The 25,456-nt window shown below is 39.4% G+C and carries 23 protein-coding genes, 8 tRNA genes and 1 rRNA gene; all 32 read left to right on the top strand.

Translation table 11 applies throughout. The annotated features are described in order from the left end of the window. The first annotated feature begins 4 nt into the window (after positions 1-4). Positions 5-829, top strand: coding sequence for a pur operon repressor (gene purR, locus ACFCT9_RS10735; RefSeq protein WP_412519216.1), 825 nt, complete (start codon positions 5-7; stop codon positions 827-829). A 16-nt stretch (positions 830-845) separates the two neighbouring features. Next, a complete protein-coding gene (locus ACFCT9_RS10740; protein WP_412519218.1) occupies positions 846-1,226 on the top strand; it encodes a RidA family protein in 381 nt (126 codons plus the stop codon). A gap of 65 nt (positions 1,227-1,291) precedes the next feature. Beyond that, on the top strand, positions 1,292-1,609 hold the full coding sequence (gene spoVG / locus ACFCT9_RS10745) for a septation regulator SpoVG (RefSeq protein WP_002481913.1): 318 nt from the start codon (positions 1,292-1,294) through the stop codon (positions 1,607-1,609). Positions 1,610-1,878: 269 nt separating this feature from the next. Beyond that, entirely contained in the window at positions 1,879-3,243 is a 1,365-nt protein-coding gene (glmU, locus tag ACFCT9_RS10750; protein ID WP_412519220.1) for a bifunctional UDP-N-acetylglucosamine diphosphorylase/glucosamine-1-phosphate N-acetyltransferase GlmU, read from the top strand. Positions 3,244-3,344: 101 nt separating this feature from the next. Continuing rightward, a complete protein-coding gene (locus tag ACFCT9_RS10755; protein ID WP_412519221.1) occupies positions 3,345-4,310 on the top strand; it encodes a ribose-phosphate diphosphokinase in 966 nt (321 codons plus the stop codon). 251 nt (positions 4,311-4,561) lie between these two features. Continuing rightward, the gene (locus ACFCT9_RS10760) at positions 4,562-5,206 is read left to right on the top strand and encodes a 50S ribosomal protein L25/general stress protein Ctc (RefSeq protein WP_412519223.1); all 645 of its coding nucleotides are present in this window, start codon (positions 4,562-4,564) and stop codon (positions 5,204-5,206) included. 183 nt (positions 5,207-5,389) lie between these two features. Next, on the top strand, positions 5,390-5,962 hold the full coding sequence (gene pth, locus ACFCT9_RS10765; protein WP_412519225.1) for an aminoacyl-tRNA hydrolase: 573 nt from the start codon (positions 5,390-5,392) through the stop codon (positions 5,960-5,962). 5 nt (positions 5,963-5,967) lie between these two features. Further along, positions 5,968-9,477, top strand: coding sequence for a transcription-repair coupling factor (gene mfd / locus ACFCT9_RS10770; RefSeq protein ID WP_412521668.1), 3,510 nt, complete (start codon positions 5,968-5,970; stop codon positions 9,475-9,477). Next, a complete protein-coding gene (locus ACFCT9_RS10775) occupies positions 9,467-11,005 on the top strand; it encodes an oligosaccharide flippase family protein (protein ID WP_412519226.1) in 1,539 nt (512 codons plus the stop codon). The genes mfd and ACFCT9_RS10775 overlap by 11 nt, the downstream gene beginning before the upstream one ends. Continuing rightward, positions 11,002-12,195 carry a MazG nucleotide pyrophosphohydrolase domain-containing protein gene (locus ACFCT9_RS10780; protein WP_412519228.1) on the top strand — a complete coding sequence of 398 codons (1,194 nt, stop codon included), beginning with the start codon at positions 11,002-11,004 and terminating at the stop codon, positions 12,193-12,195. The genes ACFCT9_RS10775 and ACFCT9_RS10780 overlap by 4 nt, the downstream gene beginning before the upstream one ends. A gap of 1 nt (position 12,196) precedes the next feature. Beyond that, positions 12,197-12,463 carry an RNA-binding S4 domain-containing protein gene (locus ACFCT9_RS10785; protein ID WP_412519230.1) on the top strand — a complete coding sequence of 89 codons (267 nt, stop codon included), beginning with the start codon at positions 12,197-12,199 and terminating at the stop codon, positions 12,461-12,463. Positions 12,464-12,476: 13 nt separating this feature from the next. Continuing rightward, the gene (locus tag ACFCT9_RS10790; RefSeq protein WP_412519232.1) at positions 12,477-12,845 is read left to right on the top strand and encodes an FtsB family cell division protein; all 369 of its coding nucleotides are present in this window, start codon (positions 12,477-12,479) and stop codon (positions 12,843-12,845) included. A gap of 143 nt (positions 12,846-12,988) precedes the next feature. Then, the gene (locus ACFCT9_RS10795) at positions 12,989-13,399 is read left to right on the top strand and encodes a S1 domain-containing RNA-binding protein (RefSeq protein WP_412519234.1); all 411 of its coding nucleotides are present in this window, start codon (positions 12,989-12,991) and stop codon (positions 13,397-13,399) included. A gap of 101 nt (positions 13,400-13,500) precedes the next feature. Further along, positions 13,501-14,781 carry a tRNA lysidine(34) synthetase TilS gene (gene tilS, locus ACFCT9_RS10800; protein ID WP_412519236.1) on the top strand — a complete coding sequence of 427 codons (1,281 nt, stop codon included), beginning with the start codon at positions 13,501-13,503 and terminating at the stop codon, positions 14,779-14,781. A gap of 5 nt (positions 14,782-14,786) precedes the next feature. Then, positions 14,787-15,326: a hypoxanthine phosphoribosyltransferase gene (gene hpt, locus ACFCT9_RS10805; protein ID WP_412519238.1), complete on the top strand. Its 540-nt coding sequence runs from the start codon at positions 14,787-14,789 to the stop codon at positions 15,324-15,326. Positions 15,327-15,446: 120 nt separating this feature from the next. Then, complete coding sequence (gene ftsH / locus ACFCT9_RS10810) at positions 15,447-17,549, top strand: ATP-dependent zinc metalloprotease FtsH (protein ID WP_412519239.1); 2,103 nt, start codon at positions 15,447-15,449, stop codon at positions 17,547-17,549. Between the two features lie 152 nt (positions 17,550-17,701). Continuing rightward, a complete protein-coding gene (hslO, locus tag ACFCT9_RS10815) occupies positions 17,702-18,589 on the top strand; it encodes an Hsp33 family molecular chaperone HslO (RefSeq protein ID WP_412519241.1) in 888 nt (295 codons plus the stop codon). A 280-nt stretch (positions 18,590-18,869) separates the two neighbouring features. Continuing rightward, the gene (gene cysK / locus ACFCT9_RS10820) at positions 18,870-19,805 is read left to right on the top strand and encodes a cysteine synthase A (protein WP_412519242.1); all 936 of its coding nucleotides are present in this window, start codon (positions 18,870-18,872) and stop codon (positions 19,803-19,805) included. Between the two features lie 152 nt (positions 19,806-19,957). Beyond that, on the top strand, positions 19,958-20,743 hold the full coding sequence (folP, locus tag ACFCT9_RS10825) for a dihydropteroate synthase (protein ID WP_412519243.1): 786 nt from the start codon (positions 19,958-19,960) through the stop codon (positions 20,741-20,743). Beyond that, positions 20,740-21,111, top strand: coding sequence for a dihydroneopterin aldolase (gene folB / locus ACFCT9_RS10830; RefSeq protein ID WP_412519245.1), 372 nt, complete (start codon positions 20,740-20,742; stop codon positions 21,109-21,111). The genes folP and folB overlap by 4 nt, the downstream gene beginning before the upstream one ends. After that, positions 21,104-21,580, top strand: a complete 477-nt coding sequence (folK, locus tag ACFCT9_RS10835; RefSeq protein WP_412519247.1) for a 2-amino-4-hydroxy-6-hydroxymethyldihydropteridine diphosphokinase — start codon at positions 21,104-21,106, stop codon at positions 21,578-21,580. The genes folB and folK overlap by 8 nt, the downstream gene beginning before the upstream one ends. Before the next feature lie 30 nt (positions 21,581-21,610). Then, a complete protein-coding gene (gene dusB / locus ACFCT9_RS10840) occupies positions 21,611-22,606 on the top strand; it encodes a tRNA dihydrouridine synthase DusB (protein ID WP_412519248.1) in 996 nt (331 codons plus the stop codon). A 14-nt stretch (positions 22,607-22,620) separates the two neighbouring features. Next, entirely contained in the window at positions 22,621-24,108 is a 1,488-nt protein-coding gene (lysS, locus tag ACFCT9_RS10845; protein WP_412519250.1) for a lysine--tRNA ligase, read from the top strand. A 448-nt stretch (positions 24,109-24,556) separates the two neighbouring features. Next, positions 24,557-24,671: ribosomal RNA gene (gene rrf, locus ACFCT9_RS10850) — 5S ribosomal RNA — on the top strand. A gap of 10 nt (positions 24,672-24,681) precedes the next feature. Continuing rightward, positions 24,682-24,757, top strand: a tRNA-Val gene (locus ACFCT9_RS10855). A gap of 8 nt (positions 24,758-24,765) precedes the next feature. Beyond that, positions 24,766-24,841 (top strand) — tRNA-Thr (locus tag ACFCT9_RS10860). Positions 24,842-24,853: 12 nt separating this feature from the next. Then, a tRNA-Lys gene (locus ACFCT9_RS10865) sits at positions 24,854-24,926 on the top strand. A 27-nt stretch (positions 24,927-24,953) separates the two neighbouring features. After that, positions 24,954-25,028, top strand: a tRNA-Gly gene (locus ACFCT9_RS10870). 15 nt (positions 25,029-25,043) lie between these two features. Next, positions 25,044-25,132, top strand: a tRNA-Leu gene (locus ACFCT9_RS10875). Positions 25,133-25,150: 18 nt separating this feature from the next. After that, a tRNA-Arg gene (locus ACFCT9_RS10880) sits at positions 25,151-25,227 on the top strand. Between the two features lie 30 nt (positions 25,228-25,257). Further along, positions 25,258-25,331, top strand: a tRNA-Pro gene (locus tag ACFCT9_RS10885). A gap of 16 nt (positions 25,332-25,347) precedes the next feature. Next, positions 25,348-25,423 (top strand) — tRNA-Ala (locus tag ACFCT9_RS10890). Positions 25,424-25,456 lie beyond the last annotated feature (33 nt).

A 25,456-nucleotide genomic window follows, 5' to 3' on the forward strand; every position in this document is an offset into this window, starting at 1 on the left:
TCTCTTGCGTTATAAACGAAGCGAACGCATTGTGTATATGACTCATTATTTAATGAGCCATCCAAATAAATTGATTCCATTAACGCACTTTGTGAAGAAATTTAAGCAAGCGAAATCATCAATCAGTGAGGACATCCACATTGTTCGTGAAACCTTGCATAAAGAAAAGCTGGGTACAGTGATTACAACTGCAGGTGCAAGCGGCGGTGTGACCTATCGTCCGACAATGAGCAAAGAAGAAGCAGAGGCTGTTATTGATGAAGTAATTGTACATCTGCAAGAAAAAGAACGCTTATTGCCTGGAGGTTATTTATTCTTATCCGACTTGATGGGCAATCCGGAATTATTGAATAAAGTCGGGCGTTTGATAGCGACAATTTACATGGATGAAGACTTAGATGCGATTGTGACGATTGCGACAAAAGGGATATCTCTTGCCAATGCCGTAGCAAATGTATTAAATTTACCAGTAGTTGTTATTCGTAAGGATAATAAAGTAACAGAAGGTTCTACAGTCTCTATCAACTATGTATCGGGTTCTTCGCGCAAGATCGAAACAATGGTCTTGTCGAAACGCACATTAAAAGAAAATTCGAATGTATTAATTGTCGATGACTTTATGCGCGCGGGCGGCTCGATTAACGGCGTGATGAATTTAATGAATGAGTTTAAAGCGCATGTTAAAGGGGTATCAGTACTTGTAGAATCTAAAGAAGTCAAACAAAGATTGATTGAAGATTATACTTCCTTGGTAAGACTGTCTGATGTAGATGAATACAATCAAGACTTTAAAGTCGAACAAGGCAATGTTTTATCGAAATTCTCATAAAGGAGCGGTCAACAACATGAAGGTAATTAACAGCAATAAAGCACCTGAAGCGTTAGGACCTTATTCACATGCAGTTGTCGTGAATGATTTGGTTTACACTTCAGGACAGATTCCACTAAATGAATTTAACGAGCTTGTCAGTGATGAAGTACAGGTACAAACGCGTCAAGTTCTTGAAAACCTTAAAGCGGTTTTACAAGAAGCGGGTGCCGATATGGATTCAGTGATTAAAGCAACTATCTTTATTAAAGATATGAACGATTTCCAACAAATCAACGAAGTTTACGGCTTATACTTCGATGCGCACAAACCAGCACGAAGCTGTGTAGAAGTTGCGCGTCTGCCAAAAGACGTAAAAGTTGAAATTGAGGTTATCGCACAAGTTAAAGGAAAATAATTTTTAATTAAAAATTGTAAGCTTCTATAAAAACAATAGAGAGATATACTAGGGGGGCTCACTACATGAAAGTGACAGATGTAAGACTTAGAAAAATACAAACTGATGGAAGAATGAAAGCACTAGTGTCAATCACACTAGATGACGCATTCGTAGTCCATGATTTGCGTGTAATTGAAGGCAACTCAGGTCTATTCGTCGCAATGCCGAGCAAACGTACGCCAGATGGTGAATTCCGTGACATCGCGCATCCGATTAATTCAGATATGAGACAAGAAATTCAAGATGCTGTGATGAAAGTATATGATGAAACTGATGAAGTCATTCCGGATAAGAATGCAAAACCATCAGAATCAGAAGATAATGATAACGAAGAAGCTTAATTAAAAGCTTAAAGATAGACAAGTAACTTTTAAACCCTCGGTCATGTGATCGAGGGTTTTTTATACCATTCGGCAAGCAGATAACTTGAGTGTGCAAGTCTTTTTTATCGCCAAACAATATTGTGTAAAATATTAAAAAGGTGTGCTATGATAAAACGGACTTGTTCAGCTTATCTCCTTAAATTGGAAGTAAGGGTGAGTCTTGAAAGTACAACTTACCTTAATTTATAATAATAAAGAAGTGTAAAATTATTGGAGGGTTCGCAGTCATGCAGAGATATGCGGTAGTATTAGCAGCTGGTAAAGGTACCAGAATGAAATCGAAACTTTACAAAGTGCTACATAAAGTAGCGGGTAAAAGTATGATTGAGCATGTGGTCGACAGTGTGAAACAAGCAGGAACAGATGAAATTGTCACAATCGTCGGACACGGTGCTGAAAGTGTTAAAGAAACTTTAGGAAGTCAATCATCGTACAGCTTCCAAGAGGAACAACTAGGTACAGCGCATGCTGTAAAAATGGCAGCTGATGAATTGAAAGGCAAAGAAGGCACAACGTTGGTTGTGTGCGGCGATACTCCGCTTATCACACCGGAAACTTTAAAAGCTTTAGCAGATTACCATGAAGCACAACAAGCAGGTGTCACAGTGCTGTCTGCGACAGCTGACAATCCATTCGGATATGGTCGTATTGTCAGAGACCAAGACGGTCGTTTAGCTAAAATTGTAGAACAAAAAGATGCGACAGAAGCTGAACGTGCAATTGATGAAATCAGTACAGGTATTTTTGCATTCGATAATGTTTTATTATTTGAGTTGTTAGAACAAGTTAAGAATGATAATGCACAAGGCGAATATTATTTACCGGATGTTATTACGTTAGCACTTGAAGCAGGTAAAATTGCCGATGCGTATCGCACAGATGATTTTGATGAAATCATGGGTGTCAATGATCGTGTCGCATTAAGCAAAGCGGAAGCAGCTTATCGTGAACGTGTGAATGCATATCACATGCGTAACGGCGTTACTTTAATTGATCCAGCTTCAACATATATTGAAGCGGATGTACAAATCGGCATGGATACAATTATTGAACCGGGCGTCCATTTAGGTAAAGGTACAGTGATTGGTGAAGATACAGTCATCGGCCAATACTCAGATATCAATAACAGTACCATCGGTGATCGCACGACTATCAAACAATCTGTCGTGAATGATGCGACAGTCGGCGACGATACAACAGTTGGTCCATTTGCGCAATTGAGACCAAAAGCACATTTAGGCAATGAAGTAAAAGTCGGAAACTTTGTTGAAGTGAAAAAAGCAGAACTTAAAGATGGTGCGAAAGTATCACACTTAAGCTATATCGGTGATGCTGAAATCGGCGAACGTACAAATGTCGGATGTGGTTCTATCACTGTGAATTATGATGGAAAAAATAAATTCAAAACAATTATTGGAAAAGATTCATTTATCGGTTGCAACACGAATTTAGTGGCGCCTGTAACAGTGGGTGATGGTGTGCTAATCGCTGCTGGCTCAACGATTACAGACGATATTCCAAATGACAGTTTAGCACTTGCACGTACAAGACAAACTACGAAACCTGGCTATTTAAATAAAAATAAAGACTAACAAGTATTGATGTATCTTGTCCGATTCAGTAAAATTAAATAGGATGTAATATATCAGTTAGACCGAACGACGCATGAATGCAAATAAATGGAGGACTATAAATGTTAGCTAATGAATATAAAAATTCATCTTTAAAGATTTTCTCGTTGAAAGGAAATGAGCCGCTTGCACGTGAAGTAGCGGATAACATTGGAATTGAATTAGGGAAATGCTCAGTAAAACGTTTCAGTGACGGCGAAATCCAAATCAATATTGAAGAAAGTATTCGAGGTTGCGACGTTTTCATTATCCAACCTACATCTTATCCAGTTAACGTACATTTAATGGAACTGTTGATTATGATAGATGCATGTAAACGTGCTTCTGCGGCAACAATTAACATTGTGGTTCCTTATTATGGTTATGCACGTCAAGACCGTAAAGCACGCAGCCGTGAACCGATTACTGCGAAATTAGTTGCGAACTTGATTCAAGTCGCAGGTGCAGATCGCATGATTGCTTTAGACTTGCACGCACCACAAATTCAAGGATTCTTCGATATTCCAATCGATCACTTAATGGGTGTACCGATTCTTGCGGAATACTTCCAAAACAATCCTGAAATCGACCCAGAAGAAACAGTTGTGGTTTCACCAGACCACGGCGGCGTAACACGCGCACGTAAATTAGCAGACATTTTAAAAACACCAATCGCAATTATCGACAAACGTCGTCCAAAACCGAACGTTGCAGAAGTTATGAATATCGTAGGTGATATTGATGGCCGTACTGCAATTATCATTGACGACATCATCGATACAGCCGGAACAATTACATTAGCAGCGCAAGCATTGAAAGATAAAGGCGCAAAAGATGTTTATGCTTGTTGTTCACACGCTGTTCTTTCTGGACCGGCAAAAGAACGTATTGAAAACTCAGCAATCAAAGAATTGATTGTGACAAACTCAATCCGTCTTGACGATGGCCGTAAGCCAGAAAACACAACAGAATTATCAATTGCTGGATTAATTGCTCAAGCAATCGTTCGTGTATACGAAAGAGAATCTGTGAGTGTATTATTCGACTAATCGTTAAAACTGCAGTCTTTGGCTGCAGTTTTTATTTTTCTTTAATTTAGTTTTTAAATAGAATTAAAATGAGCAGTTGACGTAATTTGTAAAAATGTGTATAATAATTCCGTTCGTGACTTTCTGTAACGAACATATCAAACACTTGCAAGCGGTCAAACAACCGATGGGCAAGTGCGGAGAGATGAACGATTGAACGCTTAAAATAAGCAACGATTGAAAATCTCATATACGAAAGGTGGAAAAAGGAAATGGCTTCATTAAAGTCTATTATCCGTCAAGGTAAACAAAGACGTTCTGATTTAACAGCAATCAGAAACTCAGGTAAAGTACCAGCAGTTATGTATGGTTACGGTCAAAAAAACGTATCAGTTAAAGTTGATGAAGTAGAATTCATCAAAGTTATCCGTGAAGTTGGACGTAACGGTGTAATCGATTTAGGTGTAGGTTCTAAAACAATCAAAGTAATGGTAGCTGACTACCAATTTGATCCGCTTAAAAACCAAATTACACACATCGACTTCTTAGCAATCAACATGACTGAAGAACGTACTGTTGAAGTACCAGTTCACTTAGTTGGTGAAGCTGTAGGCGCTAAAGAAGGCGGCGTAGTTGACCAACCATTATACTATGTTGAAGTTACTGCAACTCCAGATAACATTCCTGAATATCTTGAAGCAGATATCACTGAATTAGAAATCGGTGACACTATCGCAGTTCAAGACTTGAAAGTAACAGGCGACTTCACAATCGAAAACGAACCTGAAGATACAGTTGTAACTGTAACACCTCCAACTCAAGGACCAAGCGAAGAAGAAATCCAAGAAGTTGAAGCAGGCGACGCTGATACTCCAGAACCAGAAGTTGTTGGAGAAAACAAAGAAGACGAAGAATAATAATTTCGTTTCATATTTGTGCCGTTCACATTTTTGTGTGAACGGTTTTTTTATGTTCTATGCTTAACGCATCAAGATTAATCCTGTTTTGTGTTAATATAGGGAATAAAGTGATACATAGACATCGGATTAAGAGGTAACCGATGCCAACTAAAAGAAATGAAGAGATGGAGGCAGAAAACCATGAAGTGTATTGTCGGATTAGGCAATATTGGTAAACGATTTGAACAAACCAGACATAATATCGGGTTTGAAGTTATAGATTATATATTAGAATCTAACCAATTAAAGTTAGATAAACAAAAGTTCCGTGGTGCTTATACCATTGAGCGTGTCGCAGGGGATAAAGTGTTATTCATTGAACCGATGACATTGATGAACTTATCGGGTGAAGCGGTCGGTCCGTTAATGGATTACTATAATGTAGAAGTTGAAGATTTATTAGTGCTTTACGATGATTTAGATTTAGCACAAGGCCAAGTGCGTTTACGTCAAAAAGGAAGTGCAGGTGGCCATAACGGCATGAAATCAATTATCCAACATCTTGGCACAGATCAATTTAAACGTATCCGTATTGGTATCGGCAGACCAACGAATGGTATGTCTGTCCCAGATTATGTGTTACAGAAATTTTCAAAACAAGAAATGGAAACTATGCAAAGAGTAATAGAACATTCTGCACATGCGGTGGAGGATTTTATCGCGAGCTCGCGTTTCGACCATGTGATGAATGAATATAATGGTGAGGCTAAGTGAAATCAATAATTACAGATTATTTAAATAAAGATAAACGATATGAAGAGTTAAACGATGTATTTGGACATGAAAATGTCTTAGTCACGGGCTTATCTGGTGCAGCAAAAGCAACTGTGATGGCAGAGAAGTATCTGTCGTCTAATCGTCCGATGGTTGTGGTGACCAATAATTTATACCAAGCAGATAAGTTAGAAGCAGACCTGCAGCAGTATATCGAAGCAGAAGAAATCTATAAATACCCGCTTCAAGACATCATGACCGAAGAATTCTCCACACAAAGTCCGCAGTTAATGAGCGAACGTGTGCGTACCCTTACTGCCTTAGCACAAGGCCAGCGAGGGTTCTTTATCATACCTTTAAACGGTTTGAAAAAATTACAAACGCCGGTAGACATGTGGCAAAATCACCAAATCACTTTAAAAGTGGGTGATGATATTGATGTAGATGAGTTCTTCAACAAGCTCGTCAATATGGGGTACCGCAGAGAAACGGTTGTTTCGCATATCGGAGAATTCTCCGTACGCGGGGGAATCATCGACATCTATCCATTAATCGGTGAACCCGTTCGTATCGAACTCTTTGATACAGAAGTAGATTCGATTCGTCAATTTGATGTGGAAAGTCAACGTTCAGAAGAAAACCAAGAGGCTGTGCATATTACTTCTGCAAGTGACTATATCATTACAGCAGACGTGTTAAAACGTATTAAAACAGAACTTAAAGCAGCTTATGAAACAACACGTCCTAAAATTGATAAAGCTGTACGACAAGATGTTAAAGATACGTATGAAAGTTTCTTACAGTTTGATACAAACTTTATTGACCACCAAGTGATACGTCGATTAGTCGCGTTTATGTACGAAGCGCCTGCGACACTCGTCGACTACATTAGTAATAACGCCATTATTGTTGTAGATGAGTATAACCGTGTCAAAGATACTGAAGAAACATTGATGTCTGAAGTGAATGACTTCATGCAGCAGCTGATTGAAAGTGGTAAAGGCTTTATTGGCCAATATTTCTTAGAAGATGATGCATTTGAACACTTGATCAAAACGCGTAAAATTACGTACTTCACACTCTTTACCGCAAGTATGCCAGTGAAATTAGATCATATAATCAAATTCTCAAGTAAACCTGTCCAACAATTTTATGGTCAATATGACATTATGCGTTCTGAATTCCAACGTTATATTAACAACGGTTATACCGTAGTGGTATTAGTAGAAACAGAAACGAAAAAAGAACGTGTCAAAGCGATGATGAATGAAATGCATATTCCGATTGTAGAAGCAGGGGCCAGTGCCAATGTACAAGGCGGTCATGCGGTCATTGTAGAAGGTAGTCTATCTGAAGGCTTTGAGTTGCCATATATGTCACTTGCGATTGTGACAGAGCGTGAGTTATTTAAATCTAAGCAGAAAAAAGCGAAGAAACGTACACCGACGATGACGAATGCGGAACGTATCAAGTCCTACCAAGACTTGAAAGTCGGCGACTATGTCGTGCATGTACACCATGGTGTCGGCCGTTATTTAGGCGTTGAAACGTTAGAAGTCGGTGATGTACACCGTGACTATATTAAAATTCAATACAAAGGGACAGACCAGCTGTTTGTACCCGTTGATCAAATGGATCAAGTTCAGAAGTATGTGGCATCTGAAGATAAAACGCCGAAACTAAATAAACTAGGCGGTACTGAGTGGAAGAAAACGAAAGCCAAAGTACAACAAAGTGTCGAAGATATCGCAGATGAATTAATTGAGCTGTATCGTGAGCGTGAATTGGCTGAAGGACATAAATTTGGTCCAGATACCCAACAACAACACGAGTTCGAAATGGACTTCCCGTATGATTTAACAGCCGATCAGGCGAAATCTATTGATGAAATCAAAGAGGATATGGAGAAAGAACGCCCGATGGACCGCTTATTATGCGGTGATGTGGGTTACGGTAAAACTGAAGTTGCCTTACGTGCAGCCTTTAAGGCAGTCATGGAAGGGAAACAAGTCGCATTCTTAGTTCCGACAACGATTCTTGCGCAACAACACTATGAAACATTATTAGAACGCATGCAAGATTTCCCGGTAAATATTCAATTGATGAGTCGTTTCCGTACACCTAAAGAAATCAAAGAAACAAAACAAGGTTTAAAAGACGGTACCATCGACATTGTGGTCGGGACACATAAGCTGCTCGCAAAAGATGTGAAATATAAAGATTTAGGTTTATTAGTAGTCGATGAAGAACAACGTTTTGGTGTCCGTCATAAAGAACGTATCAAAACATTAAAGACCAATGTAGATGTGTTAACTTTAACGGCTACACCAATTCCAAGAACTTTGCATATGAGTATGCTTGGAGTGCGTGACTTATCAGTCATTGAAACACCGCCAGAGAACCGCTTCCCAGTCCAAACTTACGTATTAGAACAAAACTCAAACTTTATCAAAGAAGCTTTGGAGCGTGAACTGGCACGCGGCGGCCAAGCGTTCTATCTCTATAACCGTGTCCAATCGATTTACGAAAAGCGTGAACAACTTCAAATGTTGATGCCGGATGCGACGATCGGTGTGGCGCATGGACGTATGACAGAGCGTGAACTTGAAGATACAATGATTGGTTTCGTCAATGGCGAATACGATATTTTAGTGACAACGACCATTATTGAAACAGGCGTCGATGTCCCAAATGCGAATACGTTAATTATTGAAGAAGCAGACCGCTTCGGCTTAAGCCAACTCTATCAATTGCGTGGACGCGTCGGTCGTTCTTCACGTGTCGGTTATGCTTACTTCTTGCATCCGACAAATAAAGTGTTATCAGAAACTGCTGAAGAACGCTTGCAAGCAATCAAAGAATTTACCGAACTTGGCAGCGGTTTTAAAATCGCGATGCGTGACTTGAACATTCGAGGAGCCGGCAATTTATTAGGCAAGCAGCAACACGGTTTCATCGATTCTGTTGGCTTTGACTTGTACTCACAAATGTTGGAAGAAGCGGTTAATGAAAAACGTGGTATTAAACAAGAAAGCGAAACACCAGAAATTGAAATCGAATTGAATATTGATGCTTATTTACCAACATCATATATACCAAATGAACAATCCAAAATTGAAATCTATAAGAAATTACGTCAAATTGAAACGACAGACGAGTTAATGGACATCAAAGATGAATTGATTGACCGCTTCAACGACTATCCTGTTGAAGTAGAACGTCTATTAGATATCGTTGAAATTCGCATTCATGCGTTACATGTCGGTGTGACACGTATTAAAGATACAGGCAAAGCGATTGAAATTCAGTTGTCTGAAAAAGGGACAGAAGATATCAATGGCGAGGCCCTCTTTAAACAGACCTTACCGCTTGGACGTGATATGAAAGTGGGTGTTTCGGAAGGTGCGATGACGGTAACACTCGTGAAAAATAAAAAGGCAGAAGCATGGTTTGACCGCTTGAAGTTCTTGATGAAAGCTTTAGAAGAAAGTATGGTCATCCCGGATGAAGCGTAAATCAGCTTTCAGCGGTGTCGTCATTTTAACTTTGGCTTTAGTGACGGTCAAAGTGCTGAGTGCGATCTATCGTGTACCTTACCAAAACGTACTCGGTGATGCGGGACTTTATGCTTATCAACAAGTGTATCCGTTTTTGTCTTTAGCAACGATTTTATCGATGAATGCGATACCGAGTGCGGTGACGCAAAATTTTGGTGAACATTGGACACATCGCAAGATGAGTCATGTGATGATCGGTATTCAAAGTGCGTGCTTTGTCTTATTTGCGTTGATCTTTACTTTGGCACCTGTCATCGCCCATGTGATGGGGGATATGCATCTGACACCAATGGTTCGTATGGCCAGCTGCAGCTTTTTAGTGGTCGGCTGCTTAGGTGTCTTGCGCGGCAGTTTCCAATCGCGTCAACAGATGGATGCGCCAGCGTATTCACAAGTCATTGAACAAATTGTGCGGGTCGGTATTATTTTGGTGTTGATTGTCGTCTATATTCAATGGGATTGGTCTATTTACCAAGTGGGAACTTGGGCTATCTTAGCCTCTGCGCTAGGATTCTTAGCGGCGACGATTTTCTTAAGTATTAAGCGACCTTTTCACTTTGAATTTGCGTTGCGTGATGATGAGATGACTAAAACAGTATGGCGACGGTTAACGGCAGCCATTATCATCTTTTCAGTCAGCCACCTTATTGTGACGACATGGCAATTGATGGATAGTTTCTCAGTGATTCGTACCTTGCAGTACTATGGATTGTCATTTGAAGAAGCTATCGTACAAAAAGGGGTTTATGACCGCGGTGCTTCCTTTATTCAAATCGGCTTAATTGTGACAACGACCTTTTGTTTCGTCTTGATTCCTTTATTGACGAATGCATTTAGAGAAAAGCGCTTTGAACGTATGAACCGATATGCGGATGCGACATTGAAGATTACGATTACCATCAGCGTTGCGGCAGGTGTCGGATTAATGAATCTGTTGCCTTTGATGAACCGTGTGTTCTTTAAAAATGATGTGTTAACCGCAACATTAGTGATTTATATGTTGACTGTCATCTGTGTTTCATTAATCATGGTGAATATTGCGTTGTTAGAAGTACGCAGACAATCGCGCTTGATTCTGATTGCATTCAGCCTAGGTGCAGTTATAAAATTAATGTTGAATTTTGTGTTGATTGTGAACATCGGTATTATCGGCGCCAGCCTTAGTACTGTACTGTCGTTATGTTTATTTGCGTCTGTCCTGCAATGGCGTACGTTGCAGTTCTATCGTTTGCGGCAGATGCGTCGTTTCGTCTTGAAGTTGCTTTTGACAGTACTTTCGATGACTGCGGCAGTGCAACTGGTGATGTTGATCATACCGACAGAAGAGCGTCTGACTGGTATGGTAGAGTTGCTGCTGGCTGCGTCAGTGGGTGTAGCTGTAATCATGGTTGCCATTGTGATGTTCAATCTATTAACCTATCGCGAACTGCAGCATATGCCGTTCGGAGATAAATTATACCGTTTTAAGAAAGGACGAAAATCATGAGTCATACTATTACCATTGTAGGTTTAGGCAACTATGGTTTAGATGAGTTGCCGTTAGGGATATACCGCTATTTGACCCAGCAAACTCATATTTATGCACGTACATTAGACCATCCTGTTGTTGAAGCATTGAAATCAGAAGCGCCGCAATTAGAGTGGTCAAGTTTTGACCACATCTATGAAGCGCATGATGCATTTGAAGCAGTTTATCGAGCGATTGTGGATCAATTAATTGAAACTGCACAACGAGAAGATGTGGTATATGTGGTGCCGGGGCATCCGCGTGTCGCAGAAACAACGACAGCGTTATTGACGGTGTATGCACAAGCACATCCGGAAATTGAAGTGAAAGTACTTGGCGGCAAAAGCTTTATTGATGATGTGTTTGAAGCGGTCCAAGTGGATCCGAATGAAGGATTTACTTTATTAGATGGGACAGCTTTATCGGCAGAACAGCTCAATATTCGTACGCATATTTTGATTACGCAAGTATATAGCGCAATGACAGCGGGAGACTTAAAGCTGACATTGATGGAACGTTATCCTGATGATTATAGCGTTTATATTGTAGATGGTGCCCATAACACAGGGGCAACGTTAATTGAGACGCCTTTATATGAATTAGATCGTCATGACGTCTTCAGTAATTTAACGAGTGTCTTTATTCCGCGTATTGAAGATGAAGCGATGATGCATGGTGATTTTGATTATGCAGTGCAAGTGATTGATACGTTAGTCGATGATGAGAAAGGCTGCCCGTGGGATAAAGTTCAGACACATGAGACTTTGAAACGTTATCTCTTAGAAGAAACGTTTGAGTTGTTTGAAGCCATTGATGAAGAAGATGATTGGCATATGATTGAAGAATTAGGCGACATTTTGCTTCAAGTATTATTGCATGCGGCTATCGGCAAAAAAGAAGGTTATATCGATATCACAGAAGTGATTGAAAGTTTAAATGATAAAATGATTCGACGTCACCCACATGTCTTTGCGGATGCGACAGCAGAAAGTATGGAAGACTTAAAAGGGATTTGGTCAGAGGCAAAAGCTAAGGAAGGTAAAACACCACGTGTTAAATTTGAGAAAGTATTTGCAGACCATTTTATGACGTTGTATGATGAAGTCAAAAATAAAGACTATAGTGAAGCGGAGTTAAAAGCTTTGTTGGAGAAGAAAGAAGGGGAATAACGTGAGATTAGACAAATATTTAAAAGTATCTCGTTTAATCAAACGCCGTACACTGGCAAAAGAAGTCAGCGACCAAGGCCGTGTTCAAGTAAATAACAGCACAGCTAAGGCTGGTACGGATGTCAAAATCGGTGACGAAATCGTCATTCGTTTCGGACAGCGTGTGATCACAATTCGTGTCACTGGATTAAGCGAACATGCATCGAAGGAAAATGCGAAAGGCATGTATGAATTAGTGAAAGAAGAACGTATTAATGAGAATGACTAAGGAGTGACCTACCATGAATAGAAAAGTAGAGCATATGGAAAATAGGTATATCGAGAACGAAAACCGAAGAAAAAGACAACGCGACATGAAGAAACGTGTGGTCAAACGTCGTATTATGCTCTTTGCGGGTATTTTACTCGCGATTATTATCGTCCTTTCTATCATGGTTATCTCTCAAACGAGAAGCAATGCTGATGATGCGCAGGAACGTAAAGTGAAAGAAGAGAAGTTCCAAAAGCAGCAAGATGAAGAAATTGCATTGAAAGAACAACTGAATAACTTGAATAACAAAGAGTATATTGAGAAAGTCGCACGTGACGATTATTATTTAAGTAATGATGGGGAAGTCATTTTTAAATTGCCTGAAGATAAGAAAAAATAAGGGAAATAACGTCTGATACGTGTCTCATGTAAGAAAAATATAATATCTAACTGTTTTAACTGATATGCCATTGTTAAATTAGAACAACAAGCATATAATAGAGTTAAGTAAAATTGAAAGAAATCGGAGGATTTATTTAGGATATGTCAATCGAAGTAGGAAGCAAGCTTAAAGGGAAAGTCACTGGTATCAAAAAATTTGGTGCGTTTGTAGAATTGCCTGGAGGGAAAAGTGGCTTAGTTCACATCAGTGAAGTTGCAGACAATTATGTTGAAAATGTAGAAGATCACTTGACTGTTGGAGATGAAGTAGAAGTTAAGGTACTATCTGTTGCTGACGACGGTAAAATTAGTCTTTCAATTAAAAAAGCGAAAGATCGTCCGAAAAGACAACATCATAGAGGCGGCGGCCATAATCATGGCAAACCAGCACATAACAAACCAGAGGACTTTGAAAAGAAATTAAGCAACTTCTTAAAAGATAGCGAAGAAAAAATGACGTCTATCAAACGCCAAACTGAATCAAGACGCGGCGGAAGAGGTTCAAGACGATAATTCAACATAAAGCAGATGACTGTTTCTGAGGGAACAGTCTCTTTTATTTTTGTCTAAAATTTTGAAAGTGCAGATATTTCAAGAGAGGATGAGGTGAAGGTATGAATATTTATACAGCAGGCTGGTCTGAAAATGACCATCTCGCGTTAGCGGTTTCCACAGGTATTGACAGCATGGTATTATTACATATGTTGACGACACAGTATCAGCATACATATCGACAACTGACTGTATTACATGTCAATCATGGGATTAGAACAGCTTCTGTCAAAGAAGCGGCCTTCTTAGAACGTTATTGTCAACAACACCATATTCCACTTCGTATCCATGAATTAGATTTATCTGCATTGACGAATAAAGGTAAGAGTATTCAACATGAGGCACGTCAACAACGTTATGCTTGGTTTGAGTCTGAAATGAAAGCGCTAGGCGCAACGGTATTATTGACAGCTCACCACTTAGACGACCAGTTAGAAACGATTTTTTACCGTCTGATGACAGGACGGTCTACAAGAAGCAGACTAGGGATGTCAGAGGTAGAGGAGAGAAGCGGTTATCGCTTAGTCAGACCTTTATTGAACCACGATAAAAATGAAATCAAAACCTATCAAGCACAACATCAGGTGTCCTATTATGAAGATGCCTCGAATCAAGATAATCATTATGTACGTAATGATATCCGCAATCGGATTTTACCGGCAATTAATGAAAACGACCACTTAGATACAGCCCACTTATTAAAATTAAAAGCTTGGCATGATGAACAATTTGAATTGCTACATCAGGCGGCAGAGAAATTTATCAAACGCTATGTCGAACAAAATGATGAGATGATTCAAATAGACCGTAAAGCATTCAATGAATCTACACATTCGTTGAAAACTATTGTGTTGGATCAATTGCTTGAGGGGTATGTAACAGGTGCGCCAATTTCTGAACAAGCGTATCAAGAATGGTTTGCGCAAATTGAAAATTCTCAATCTCAAGCAGTAATTTATGCGACAGATAAATGGAATATTCAAATTGTGTATGATAAATTTATAATAATGGGTTGCACAAAAAACGAGACGACACCACAGCGGATTACACAACCAGGTTATTATGATTATGGTACATACCGCATTATAGTTCATGATGATATTGAGGGTTCGGACTTCCCAATGGTTATACGTTCGAGACAATCGGGAGATCGCTTTGTATTACCAAATAAAGAAGGCCGTCAGAAAGTCAACCGCTTAATGATCAATCGCAAAGTTCCTAAATTTGAACGTGAGCGATTGCCCATATTGCTGAATAAACAAGGGGAGATTATTGCAGTAGGTACGTTGTACACTGCGGCAGATTATGAAGGGAAACTAGAGATAATAAATATAGGAGTGTAGCCGAAATGAAGGAAGATTTAAAAGAAATATTGATGACGGAAGATGAAATCCAACAACTCTGCCGTGAACTCGGAGCAAAAATCACGGAAGATTATGCCGGTAAAGACCTTGTTTGTATAGGCATTTTAAAAGGTTCTGCGATGTTCATGTCAGATTTAATCAAACGCATCGATACACATTTAGCAATTGATTTTATGGATGTATCAAGTTATCACGGCGGTACAGAATCTACAGGAGAAGTTAAAATTTTAAAAGATTTAGGCGGCTCTATTGAGAATAAAGATGTACTGATTGTAGAAGATATTTTAGAAACAGGTACAACATTGAAATCTATTACTGAATTATTAAAATCTCGTCGTGTGAATTCTTTAGAAATCATCACATTGCTAGATAAACCGAACCGTCGTAAAGCAAATATCGAAGCAAAATATGTAGGCAGAAAAATTCCGGATGAATTCGTAGTCGGATACGGCTTGGATTATGCGGAACATTATCGTAACTTGCCTTACATTGGAACATTAAAACCAGAGATTTATCAAAAATAATCGACATTTGAATACTATAGTTGGCTTACTATTTCTACAAAGTTGAAATACTAGCCATTAAAAGTTATATTGTGTTACAATTTTTGTTAGTTTTATTATTGGAGTAGGAGGAAAAAACGCATGCAGAAAGCTTTTCGCAATGTGCTTGTAATCGCAATCATTGGCGTTTTTATATTCGGTTTATTTTCCTGGCTGAATGGTAACGGCAATATGCCGAAACAACTATCATATACACAGTTCTTCGAAAAACTTGAAAAAGGCGATTTGAAAACACTTGAAGTTCAGCCTGAGCAGAACGTTTATATGATCACTGGAAAGACCAAGAACGGTGAAGATTATTCTTCAACGATGTTATATAATAACGAAAAAGACTTACAAAAAGTCACAGGTGAAGCACAAAAACAAAAAGATTTGAAATTTACAGTTAAAGAAGAAGAAAAACAAAGCGTATTTGTAAGTATTCTTTCAACATTGATTCCAGTATTGGTTATTGCTTTATTATTCATATTCTTCCTTAGTCAAGCCCAAGGCGGCGGTGGCGGCGGTCGTATGATGAACTTTGGTAAATCCAAAGCTAAAATGTACGATAACCAAAAACGTCGTGTACGTTTCTCTGACGTAGCCGGTGCAGACGAGGAAAAACAAGAATTAATCGAAATTGTCGACTTCTTAAAAGACAATAAGAAATTCAAAGATATGGGCTCAAGAATCCCTAAAGGGGTACTCTTAGTAGGTCCTCCAGGTACAGGTAAAACATTGCTTGCCCGTGCCGTAGCTGGTGAAGCAGGCGTACCATTCTTCACAATCAGTGGTTCTGACTTCGTTGAAATGTTCGTCGGTGTTGGTGCCAGCCGTGTCCGTGATTTATTCGACAATGCGAAGAAAAACGCACCTTGTATCATCTTCATTGATGAGATTGATGCAGTAGGTCGTCAACGTGGTGCAGGTGTCGGCGGTGGTCACGATGAACGTGAACAAACGTTGAACCAATTATTAGTTGAAATGGATGGCTTCGGCGAAAACGAAGGTATTATCATGATTGCGGCAACAAACCGTCCTGATATCCTTGACCCAGCTTTATTACGTCCAGGTCGTTTCGACAGACAAATCCAAGTTGGTCGTCCGGATGTTAAAGGCCGTGAAGCGATTCTTTATGTACATGCCAGAAACAAACCTTTAGACGAAACAGTAGACTTAAAAGCAGTTGCGCAAAGAACACCAGGTTTCTCTGGTGCCGATTTAGAAAACTTGCTGAACGAAGCATCATTAGTTGCAGTACGTGACGGCAAGAAGAAAATCGATATGCGAGATATTGAAGAAGCAACAGACCGCGTTATCGCAGGTCCAGCTAAGAAATCACGTGTGATTTCTGAGAAAGAACGTAATATCGTCGCACACCACGAAGCAGGACATACTATCATCGGTATGGTATTAGATGAAGCTGAAGTGGTACACAAAGTAACGATTGTCCCACGCGGACAAGCAGGCGGTTACGCGATGATGTTACCGAAACAAGATCGCTTCTTAATGACAGAGCCAGAATTGCTTGATAAGATTTGCGGCTTGCTCGGTGGTCGTGTATCTGAAGATATTAACTTCCATGAAGTTTCTACAGGTGCTTCAAACGACTTCGAACGTGCAACACAAATTGCGCGCTCAATGGTAACTGAATATGGTATGAGTAAGAAACTCGGACCAATGCAGTTTACGAAGAGCGGCGGTCAAGTATTCTTAGGTAAAGATATGCAAGGTGAACCAGAGTACTCTGGTCAAATCGCATATGAAATCGACAAAGAAGTACAACGTATCATCAAAGAACAATATGAACGTTGTAAACAAATCCTTCTTGAACATCAAGATCAGCTTAAATTAATCGCTAAGACATTGTTGACAGAAGAAACATTAGTACGTGAACAAATCCATTCATTATTCTACGAAGGTAAATTACCTGAAGTAAACTATGATGAAGCGAAAGTGGTTAAACAAGGCGATGAAGACTTCCAAGAAGGTAAATTCGGTAAATCTTATGATGAAATCCTTGAAGAAGTTCGTGAAGAGGATAAGGAACATCAAGCAGAAGATGCTGAATTAGACGAACAAGAAAAACGTCAAAAAGAATCAGAAGCACATCATGAAACGAAACATTCTGATGAAGCAGCTGAAGATGACACACCACATGAAGCTAAAGACAAAGATGACTCTGATCATCGTACAGATAAGTAAGACGATTCTATTGTCTGAAACTAAATAATGTAGATTAAAATCTCTTTCTGCTATCATTAGGAATACGCAGAAAGAGATTTTTTAACGAAAATAATTGAACAGTGAAATGATAGATGTTGAAAATTAAGTGAAAGAAAGAGGCGTAAAGAGATATGACTCAAGACTATATTGTAAAAGCACTTGCGTTTGACGGAGATATCCGCGCATATGCAGCTGTTACAACAAACGCAGTGCAAGAAGGACAAACGAGACATTATACATGGCCGACAGCTTCAGCGGCATTAGGTCGTACTATGACAGCAACAGTGATGATGGGCGCAATGTTAAAAGGTGACCAGAAATTAACAGTTACTGTAGATGGTCAAGGACCTATTGGTCGTATTGTCGCAGATGCCAATGCGAAAGGAGATGTACGTGCTTACGTTACTAATCCGCAAACGCATTTCCCATTAAATGATCAAGGCAAACTAGATGTTAAACGTGCAGTTGGTACGAACGGTACTTTAACAGTTGTTAAAGATGTCGGCATGAAAGATTACTTCTCTGGTTCAAGCCCGATTGTATCAGGTGAATTAGGTGAAGACTTCACATACTACTATGCGACTAGTGAACAAGTACCATCATCAGTAGGCTTAGGTGTATTAGTTAACCCGGATAACTCTATCAAAGCAGCGGGCGGCTTTGTGATTCAAGTCATGCCAAATGCGAAAGAAGAAACAATTGAAAAAGTGGAACAAGCGATTACGCACATGACGCCTGTATCACAATTGATTGATCAAGGTTTATCACCTGAAGCATTACTGACTGAGATTTTAGGTAAAGAACATGTGAAATTCCTAGAAACTGTTCCAGTAAAATTCGAATGTAATTGCAGCCATGAGAAATTCTTGAATGCAATTAAAGGACTAGGTGAAGCTGAAATTCAAAGCATGATTGACGAAGATCATGGTGCAGAAGCAGAATGTCATTTCTGCCGTACGAAATATCAATATAGCGAAGCAGAGCTTAAAGGTTTAATAGAAGAACTGCAAGCAAAATAATTTATAAGTAAAGCGAGGCGTATGGCGTCTCGCTTTTTTAGTTGAGAATGACGGTGTAGACGTTTCTTTTAATGGAAAAGAGGAAATAATACAGAATAGAGTCAATGAACTTGTGGAACATTGTATAAATCTGCTAAAATAATAATATCCGATGAAATAGATAAGGTTTAATAGAAATAATGGCATAACTAAGCATCAGAATGAAATTGTTTCGGGGTATTATTGATGAATTTCTGGTGACTTAATTAAATATCTTTTAAGAATAAAGGAGCGTTTTTTTATGGCAAATAAACCCGTAGATAACATTGTACAATTGATTGGAGATACACCTGTCGTTAAATTAAATAATCTTGTACCAGAAGATGCAGCAGATGTTTATGTTAAATTAGAATATCAAAACCCAGGCGGTTCAGTAAAAGACCGTATCGCTTTAGCGATGATTGAACGTGCTGAACAAGAAGGTAAAATTAAACCAGGAGATACAATTGTTGAACCTACAAGCGGTAACACAGGTATCGGTTTAGCATTTGTTGCAGCAGCAAAAGGTTACAAAGCTGTATTCACAATGCCTGAAACAATGAGCCAAGAGCGTCGTAACTTATTAAAAGCATACGGTGCAGAAGTGGTATTAACACCTGGATCTGAAGCGATGAAAGGTGCTATTAAAAAAGCAAAAGAGTTAAAAGAAGAGTATGGTTACTATGAACCACAACAATTCGAAAACCCAGCTAACCCATTAATCCACGAATTGACAACAGGTCCTGAACTTGTAGAACAATTCGAAGGTCGTACAATCGATGCATTCTTAGCAGGTGTTGGTACTGGTGGTACATTATCTGGTGTAGGTAAAGTCTTAAAAGAAAAATACCCTAGCATTCAAATCGTAGCAATCGAACCTGAAGGTTCTCCTGTCTTAAGCGGCGGCGAACCAGGTCCTCATAAATTGCAAGGTTTAGGTGCAGGTTTTGTTCCTGACACATTAAACACAAATATTTATGATGAAGTTATCAAAGTCGGCAATGAAACTGCAATGGAAACTTCACGCAGAGTTGCAAAAGAAGAAGGTATCTTAGCAGGTATTTCTTCAGGTGCTGCCATCCACGCGGCAATCGAAAAAGCAAAAGAATTAGGTAAAGGTAAAACAGTTGTAACTGTCCTACCAAGTAATGGTGAACGTTACTTATCTACACCTTTATATTCTTTTGAAGGTAAATAAGTCGAATAATGACAAACTACCGTGCGCATTTCTTTGAAAGAGGAAAGCGCACGGTGGTTTTTTATTTATCAGCAGCATTTGAACGCTTCGGGTCGGTCATATGTTAAAATTTTGATATAATGTATCACAGTTATGAAGAAAGGAAGAGAGCCATGGCACATACAAAAATCATGGGGATATTGAACGTAACACCAGATTCATTCTCAGATGGCGGGAAATACAATTCAGTAGATGCGGCAGTCGCACGTGTTAAAGAAATGATGGATGAAGGCGTCGACATTGTAGATATCGGCGGAGTCTCCACAAGACCAGGACATAGTGAAGTCCTATTAGAAGATGAATTAGAGCGTGTTATTCCAGTTGTAAAAGCACTCTCAGAATTTAATGTGCAATTGTCTGTCGACACATTCCGCAGTGAAGTTGCGAAAGCGGCATTAGAAGCTGGCGCAACAATGATTAATGATCAATGGGCAGGTTTATATGATCCTAAGATGTTTGAAGTAGTTGCCCAATATGACGCTGAAATTGTGTTAATGCATAATGGTGACGGTCAACGCGAAGACCCTGTCATGGATGAAATGCTCGTATATTTATTGAAACAGGCACATCGTGCAGAAGCAGCAGGTATCGCGACCAACAAAATTTGGATTGATCCAGGTATTGGTTTTGCGAAAACAAGAGTTGAAGAACGAGAAGTCATGGAACGTTTAGACGAATTAGTTGCGACGGAATATCCAGTATTATTAGCAACAAGTCGTAAACGATTCATCAAGGAAATGATGGGTTCTGATGAAGGCCCGCAAGATCGCGATGAAATGACAGCTGCGACAACTGCTTATGGTGTAATGAAAGGTGTGCAAGCGGTTCGTGTACATAATGTCAAACTCAATGCGCGTATTGCACACGGCATTGATTACTTAAAGGAGATTAAACGATGAAGGATCGTATATTTTTAGAGGGTATGAGATTTTACGGTTATCATGGGGTTTTAGCAGCAGAAAACGAAATCGGACAAATCTTTGTAGTAGATGTTGAATTAACAACAGATTTAACAACTGCAGGCCAAACGGATCAAGTAGAAGATACTATCAACTATGCTGAAGTTTATGCGGATGTTAAAGCAATTATGGAAGGGGAACCCAAAAATTTACTCGAACATCTCGCAGCACTTATTGCAAATCGTATAAATTCACACTATAATCGGGTATTGGAAACTAAAGTACGTATAACGAAAGAAGTACCACCAATTCCAGGACATTATGATGGTGTAGGTGTGGAAATAACAAGGGTGAATCAAAATGACTGATGTATTTTTAGGACTCGGCAGCAATGTCGGAGATCGAGAAAATCAATTGAAGGAAGCGATACGTTTATTAGGAGAGCAACCTGGTATTGAAGTCGTGAAGGTATCTTCATTTTATGAAACTGAACCTGTCGGTTATGTAGATCAACCGGATTTCTTAAACTTATGTGTTGAAATCCAAACAGAGTTATCACCGAAAGCCGTCCTTGAAAGCGGTCTGGCAATCGAACAGCAACTACACCGTGTACGTAAAGAACGTTGGGGTCCGCGTACTTTAGATATTGATATCTTGTTATATGGAGACCAAATCATTGAAGAAGAAGATTTGACGATTCCGCATCCACGAATGACAGAACGTGCTTTTGTCTTGATTCCGCTGCAAGAGATTGCACCAGATAAGGTAGAGCCAAGAACACAAACTAAAATAAAAGATATAACTGTTCCTAAGGAAACTGTGAAAAAAGTTCAATAAATGCAAGAGATAGATTGAGAGGTAATAATTATGTGGAAGATTGGAGATGTAGAAATCGACAATAGAGTCGTACTCGCTCCTATGGCTGGGGTGTGCAACTCTGCATTCAGATTGACTGTCAAAGAGTTCGGTGCGGGTTTAGTCTGTGCTGAGATGGTCAGTGATAAGGCGATTTTATTCAATAACCCGAAAACAATGAATATGTTGTATATAGATGAAAACGAACGTCCGTTATCTTTACAGATTTTCGGCGGAGAAAAAGAAAGCCTAGTTGAAGCGGCAGTTTATGTAGATCAAAATACAACAGCTGATATTATTGATATTAATATGGGGTGTCCAGTAAATAAGATTATCCGCTGTGAAGCGGGTGCAAGATGGTTGCTAGACCCTAATAAGATCTATGAAATGGTGTCTGCAGTTGTGGAGAAAGTCAACAAGCCCGTGACATGCAAGATGCGTATCGGTTGGGATGACGACCACATTTTCGCAGTAGAAAATGCGAAAGCAGCAGAACGTGCAGGGGCTTCGGCAATTTCATTGCATGGCCGCACACGTGTACAAATGTATGAAGGTAAAGCCGATTGGGATATTATCAGACAAGTGAAAGAAGCGGTTAATATTCCGGTTATCGGCAATGGAGATGTGACAAGTCCGGAACTTGCACAAAAAATGTTGGACGAAACAGGAGTAGATGCGGTCATGATTGGACGCGAAGCTCTAGGCAACCCATGGATGATTTACCGTACAGTCCATTATTTAGAAACAGGCGAGCTGATGGAAGAACCAACAGTGAAAGAAAAAGTAGAAATTGCTTTATTACATCTGCGCCGACTAGTAGAATTAAAGGGTGAGAAGGTTGGCGTCATGGAGATGCGCAAACATGCTTCATGGTACCTAAAAGGTGTCAAAGGCAACGGAAAAGCCCGTAAAGCATTGAACCAAGCCAACACAGAACAAGAAATGATTGATATCCTGCAGAATTTCCAAAAAGAAATCGCTGCAGATAAAGCAACACAAGAAGCTTAATAAGGAGAGATAACATGTCAGAAGAAATGAATGACCAAATGCAGGTCCGCCGTCAAAAATTACAAGAGTTAATCGATTTAGGAATTGATCCATTCGGCCAACGCTTTGACCGTACAGCAAGCGCTGCTGAATTACACGAAAAATGGGATGAATTTTCTAAAGAAGAATTACATGAAAAAGAAGATGAAAGCCATGTCGCAATTGCGGGTCGCTTAATGACTAAACGTGGTAAAGGTAAAGCCGGATTTGCACACGTTCAAGATTTATCTGGTCAAATCCAAATCTATGTTCGTAAAGACCAAGTCGGAGAAGAACAATTTGATATTTGGAAAATGGCAGACTTAGGAGATATTATCGGTATTGAAGGCGTTATGTTTAAAACAAATACAGGTGAATTAAGTGTTAAAGCTAAATCATTCATCATGCTTACAAAATCATTACGTCCATTACCAGACAAATTCCACGGTCTTCAAGATATTGAACAACGTTATCGTCAACGTTATTTAGACTTGATTACAAACCAAGAAAGCACACAAACATTTATTAACCGCAGTAAAATCATTCAAGAAATGCGTAACTACTTAAACAGTAAAGGTTTCTTAGAAGTAGAAACACCAATGATGCATCAAATTCCTGGTGGGGCTGCAGCACGTCCATTTGTAACACACCATAATGCTTTAGATGCGACACTTTATATGCGTATTGCGATTGAATTACACTTAAAACGCTTAATCGTCGGCGGTTTAGAAAAAGTATATGAAATCGGCCGCGTATTCCGTAATGAAGGTGTATCAACACGCCATAACCCAGAGTTCACAATGATTGAACTTTATGAAGCATATGCAGATTTCCATGACATCATGGATATTACTGAAGGTACAATCCGTCATATCTCAAATGCGGTATTAGGTACAGCAGTTATCCCTTATGGTGATTATGAAATTGATTTAGAATCTAAATGGAAACGTGTACACATTGTAGATGCGGTTAAAGAAGCAACGGGTGTAAACTTCTTTGATGTGAAATCTGATGAAGAAGCACGCGCGTTAGCGAAAGAACACGGCATTGAAATTACAAAACATATGACATATGGTCATATCTTAAATGAATTCTTCGAACAAAAAGTAGAAGAAACATTAATTCAACCTACATTTGTATATGGTCACCCAATTGAAATTTCACCATTGGCTAAGAAAAATCCAGAAGATCCTCGTTTCACAGATCGTTTCGAATTATTCATCGTAGGCCGTGAACATGCGAATGCATTCACAGAGTTGAATGATCCAATCGATCAAAGAGAACGCTTTGAAGCGCAATTAAAAGAAAAAGAACAAGGTAACGACGAAGCGCACGAAATGGATGAAGATTATATCGAAGCATTAGAATATGGTATGCCTCCAACAGGTGGTTTAGGTATCGGTATCGACCGTCTTGTTATGTTGTTAACAAACTCACCATCTATTAGAGACGTTTTATTATTCCCATATATGAGACAAAAATAAGCGTAATACCTAATAAAATAGGATGATAAAACCAGGTGTGTCACCATTTAAGACATACCTGGTTTTATGTATTTAAAGACCAAAAACAGCAGGAAGAGTGAGATAATTTTAGAGTGAAGCAGAGAATGTAAATATCTTTAAAAAACTTTAGAAAAACACTTGCATAATTTTAAAAACCCTGTATAATTGTTAATTGTTCTATGAAATAAAGCAACGGTTTATGAGCAATCTTGCATGAATATTAATTATTTCAAAAAGATGATACATAAGTGTTGACATGAAAGACTCGATGTAGTAATATTAAAGGGTCGTCAAAAAGAACGCGTTACAGATTTGTAAAAAAGATTTTAACTGAGTGTAAAATTGACTATTGCAAATGTTAACGAAAGAAGTTAAAATAATTTAAGTGAGTTATTAAAACGCACATTATTAAATAACTAAAATATTGTCTGGTGACAATGGCAAAGAGGTCACACCTGTTCCCATGCCGAACACAGAAGTTAAGCTCTTTAGCGCCGATGGTAGTCGGACTTACGTTCCGCAAGAGTAGGACGTTGCCAGGCAATACAATTCGGAGAATTAGCTCAGCTGGGAGAGCATCTGCCTTACAAGCAGAGGGTCGGCGGTTCGAACCCGTCATTCTCCACCATTTAAATAGCCGGCCTAGCTCAACTGGTAGAGCAACTGACTTGTAATCAGTAGGTTGGGGGTTCAAGTCCTCTGGCCGGCACCATTTTAAAGCTATGAGCCATTAGCTCAGTTGGTAGAGCATCTGACTTTTAATCAGAGGGTCAGAGGTTCGAATCCTCTATGGCTCATCAGTTTTCCGATTATAACTGAATCATGCAGAAGTAGTTCAGCGGTAGAATACAACCTTGCCAAGGTTGGGGTCGCGGGTTCGAATCCCGTCTTCTGCTCCATTTTTATTTTATGTTGCCGGGGTGGCGGAACTGGCAGACGCACAGGACTTAAAATCCTGCGGTAAGTGATTACCGTACCGGTTCGATTCCGGTCCTCGGCACCATATATAAATATAAAACATGCGCCCGTAGCTCAACTGGATAGAGCGTTTGACTACGGATCAAGAGGTTATGGGTTCGACTCCTATCGGGCGCGCCATTTTATATTTCTTATTTAATAATTTTATAACGGGAAGTAGCTCAGCTTGGTAGAGCACTTGGTTTGGGACCAAGGGGTCGCAGGTTCGAATCCTGTCTTCCCGACTCTTAATTGGATAATGGGGGCTTAGCTCAGCTGGGAGAGCGCCTGCTTTGCACGCAGGAGGTCAGCGGTTCGATCCCGCTAGTCTCCACCATTATTATTTTAAATGAACATTGAAAACTGAATG

The organism is Staphylococcus simulans (genome assembly GCF_047037175.1).
GTDB classification, from domain to species: Bacteria; Bacillota; Bacilli; order Staphylococcales; family Staphylococcaceae; genus Staphylococcus; species Staphylococcus simulans_C.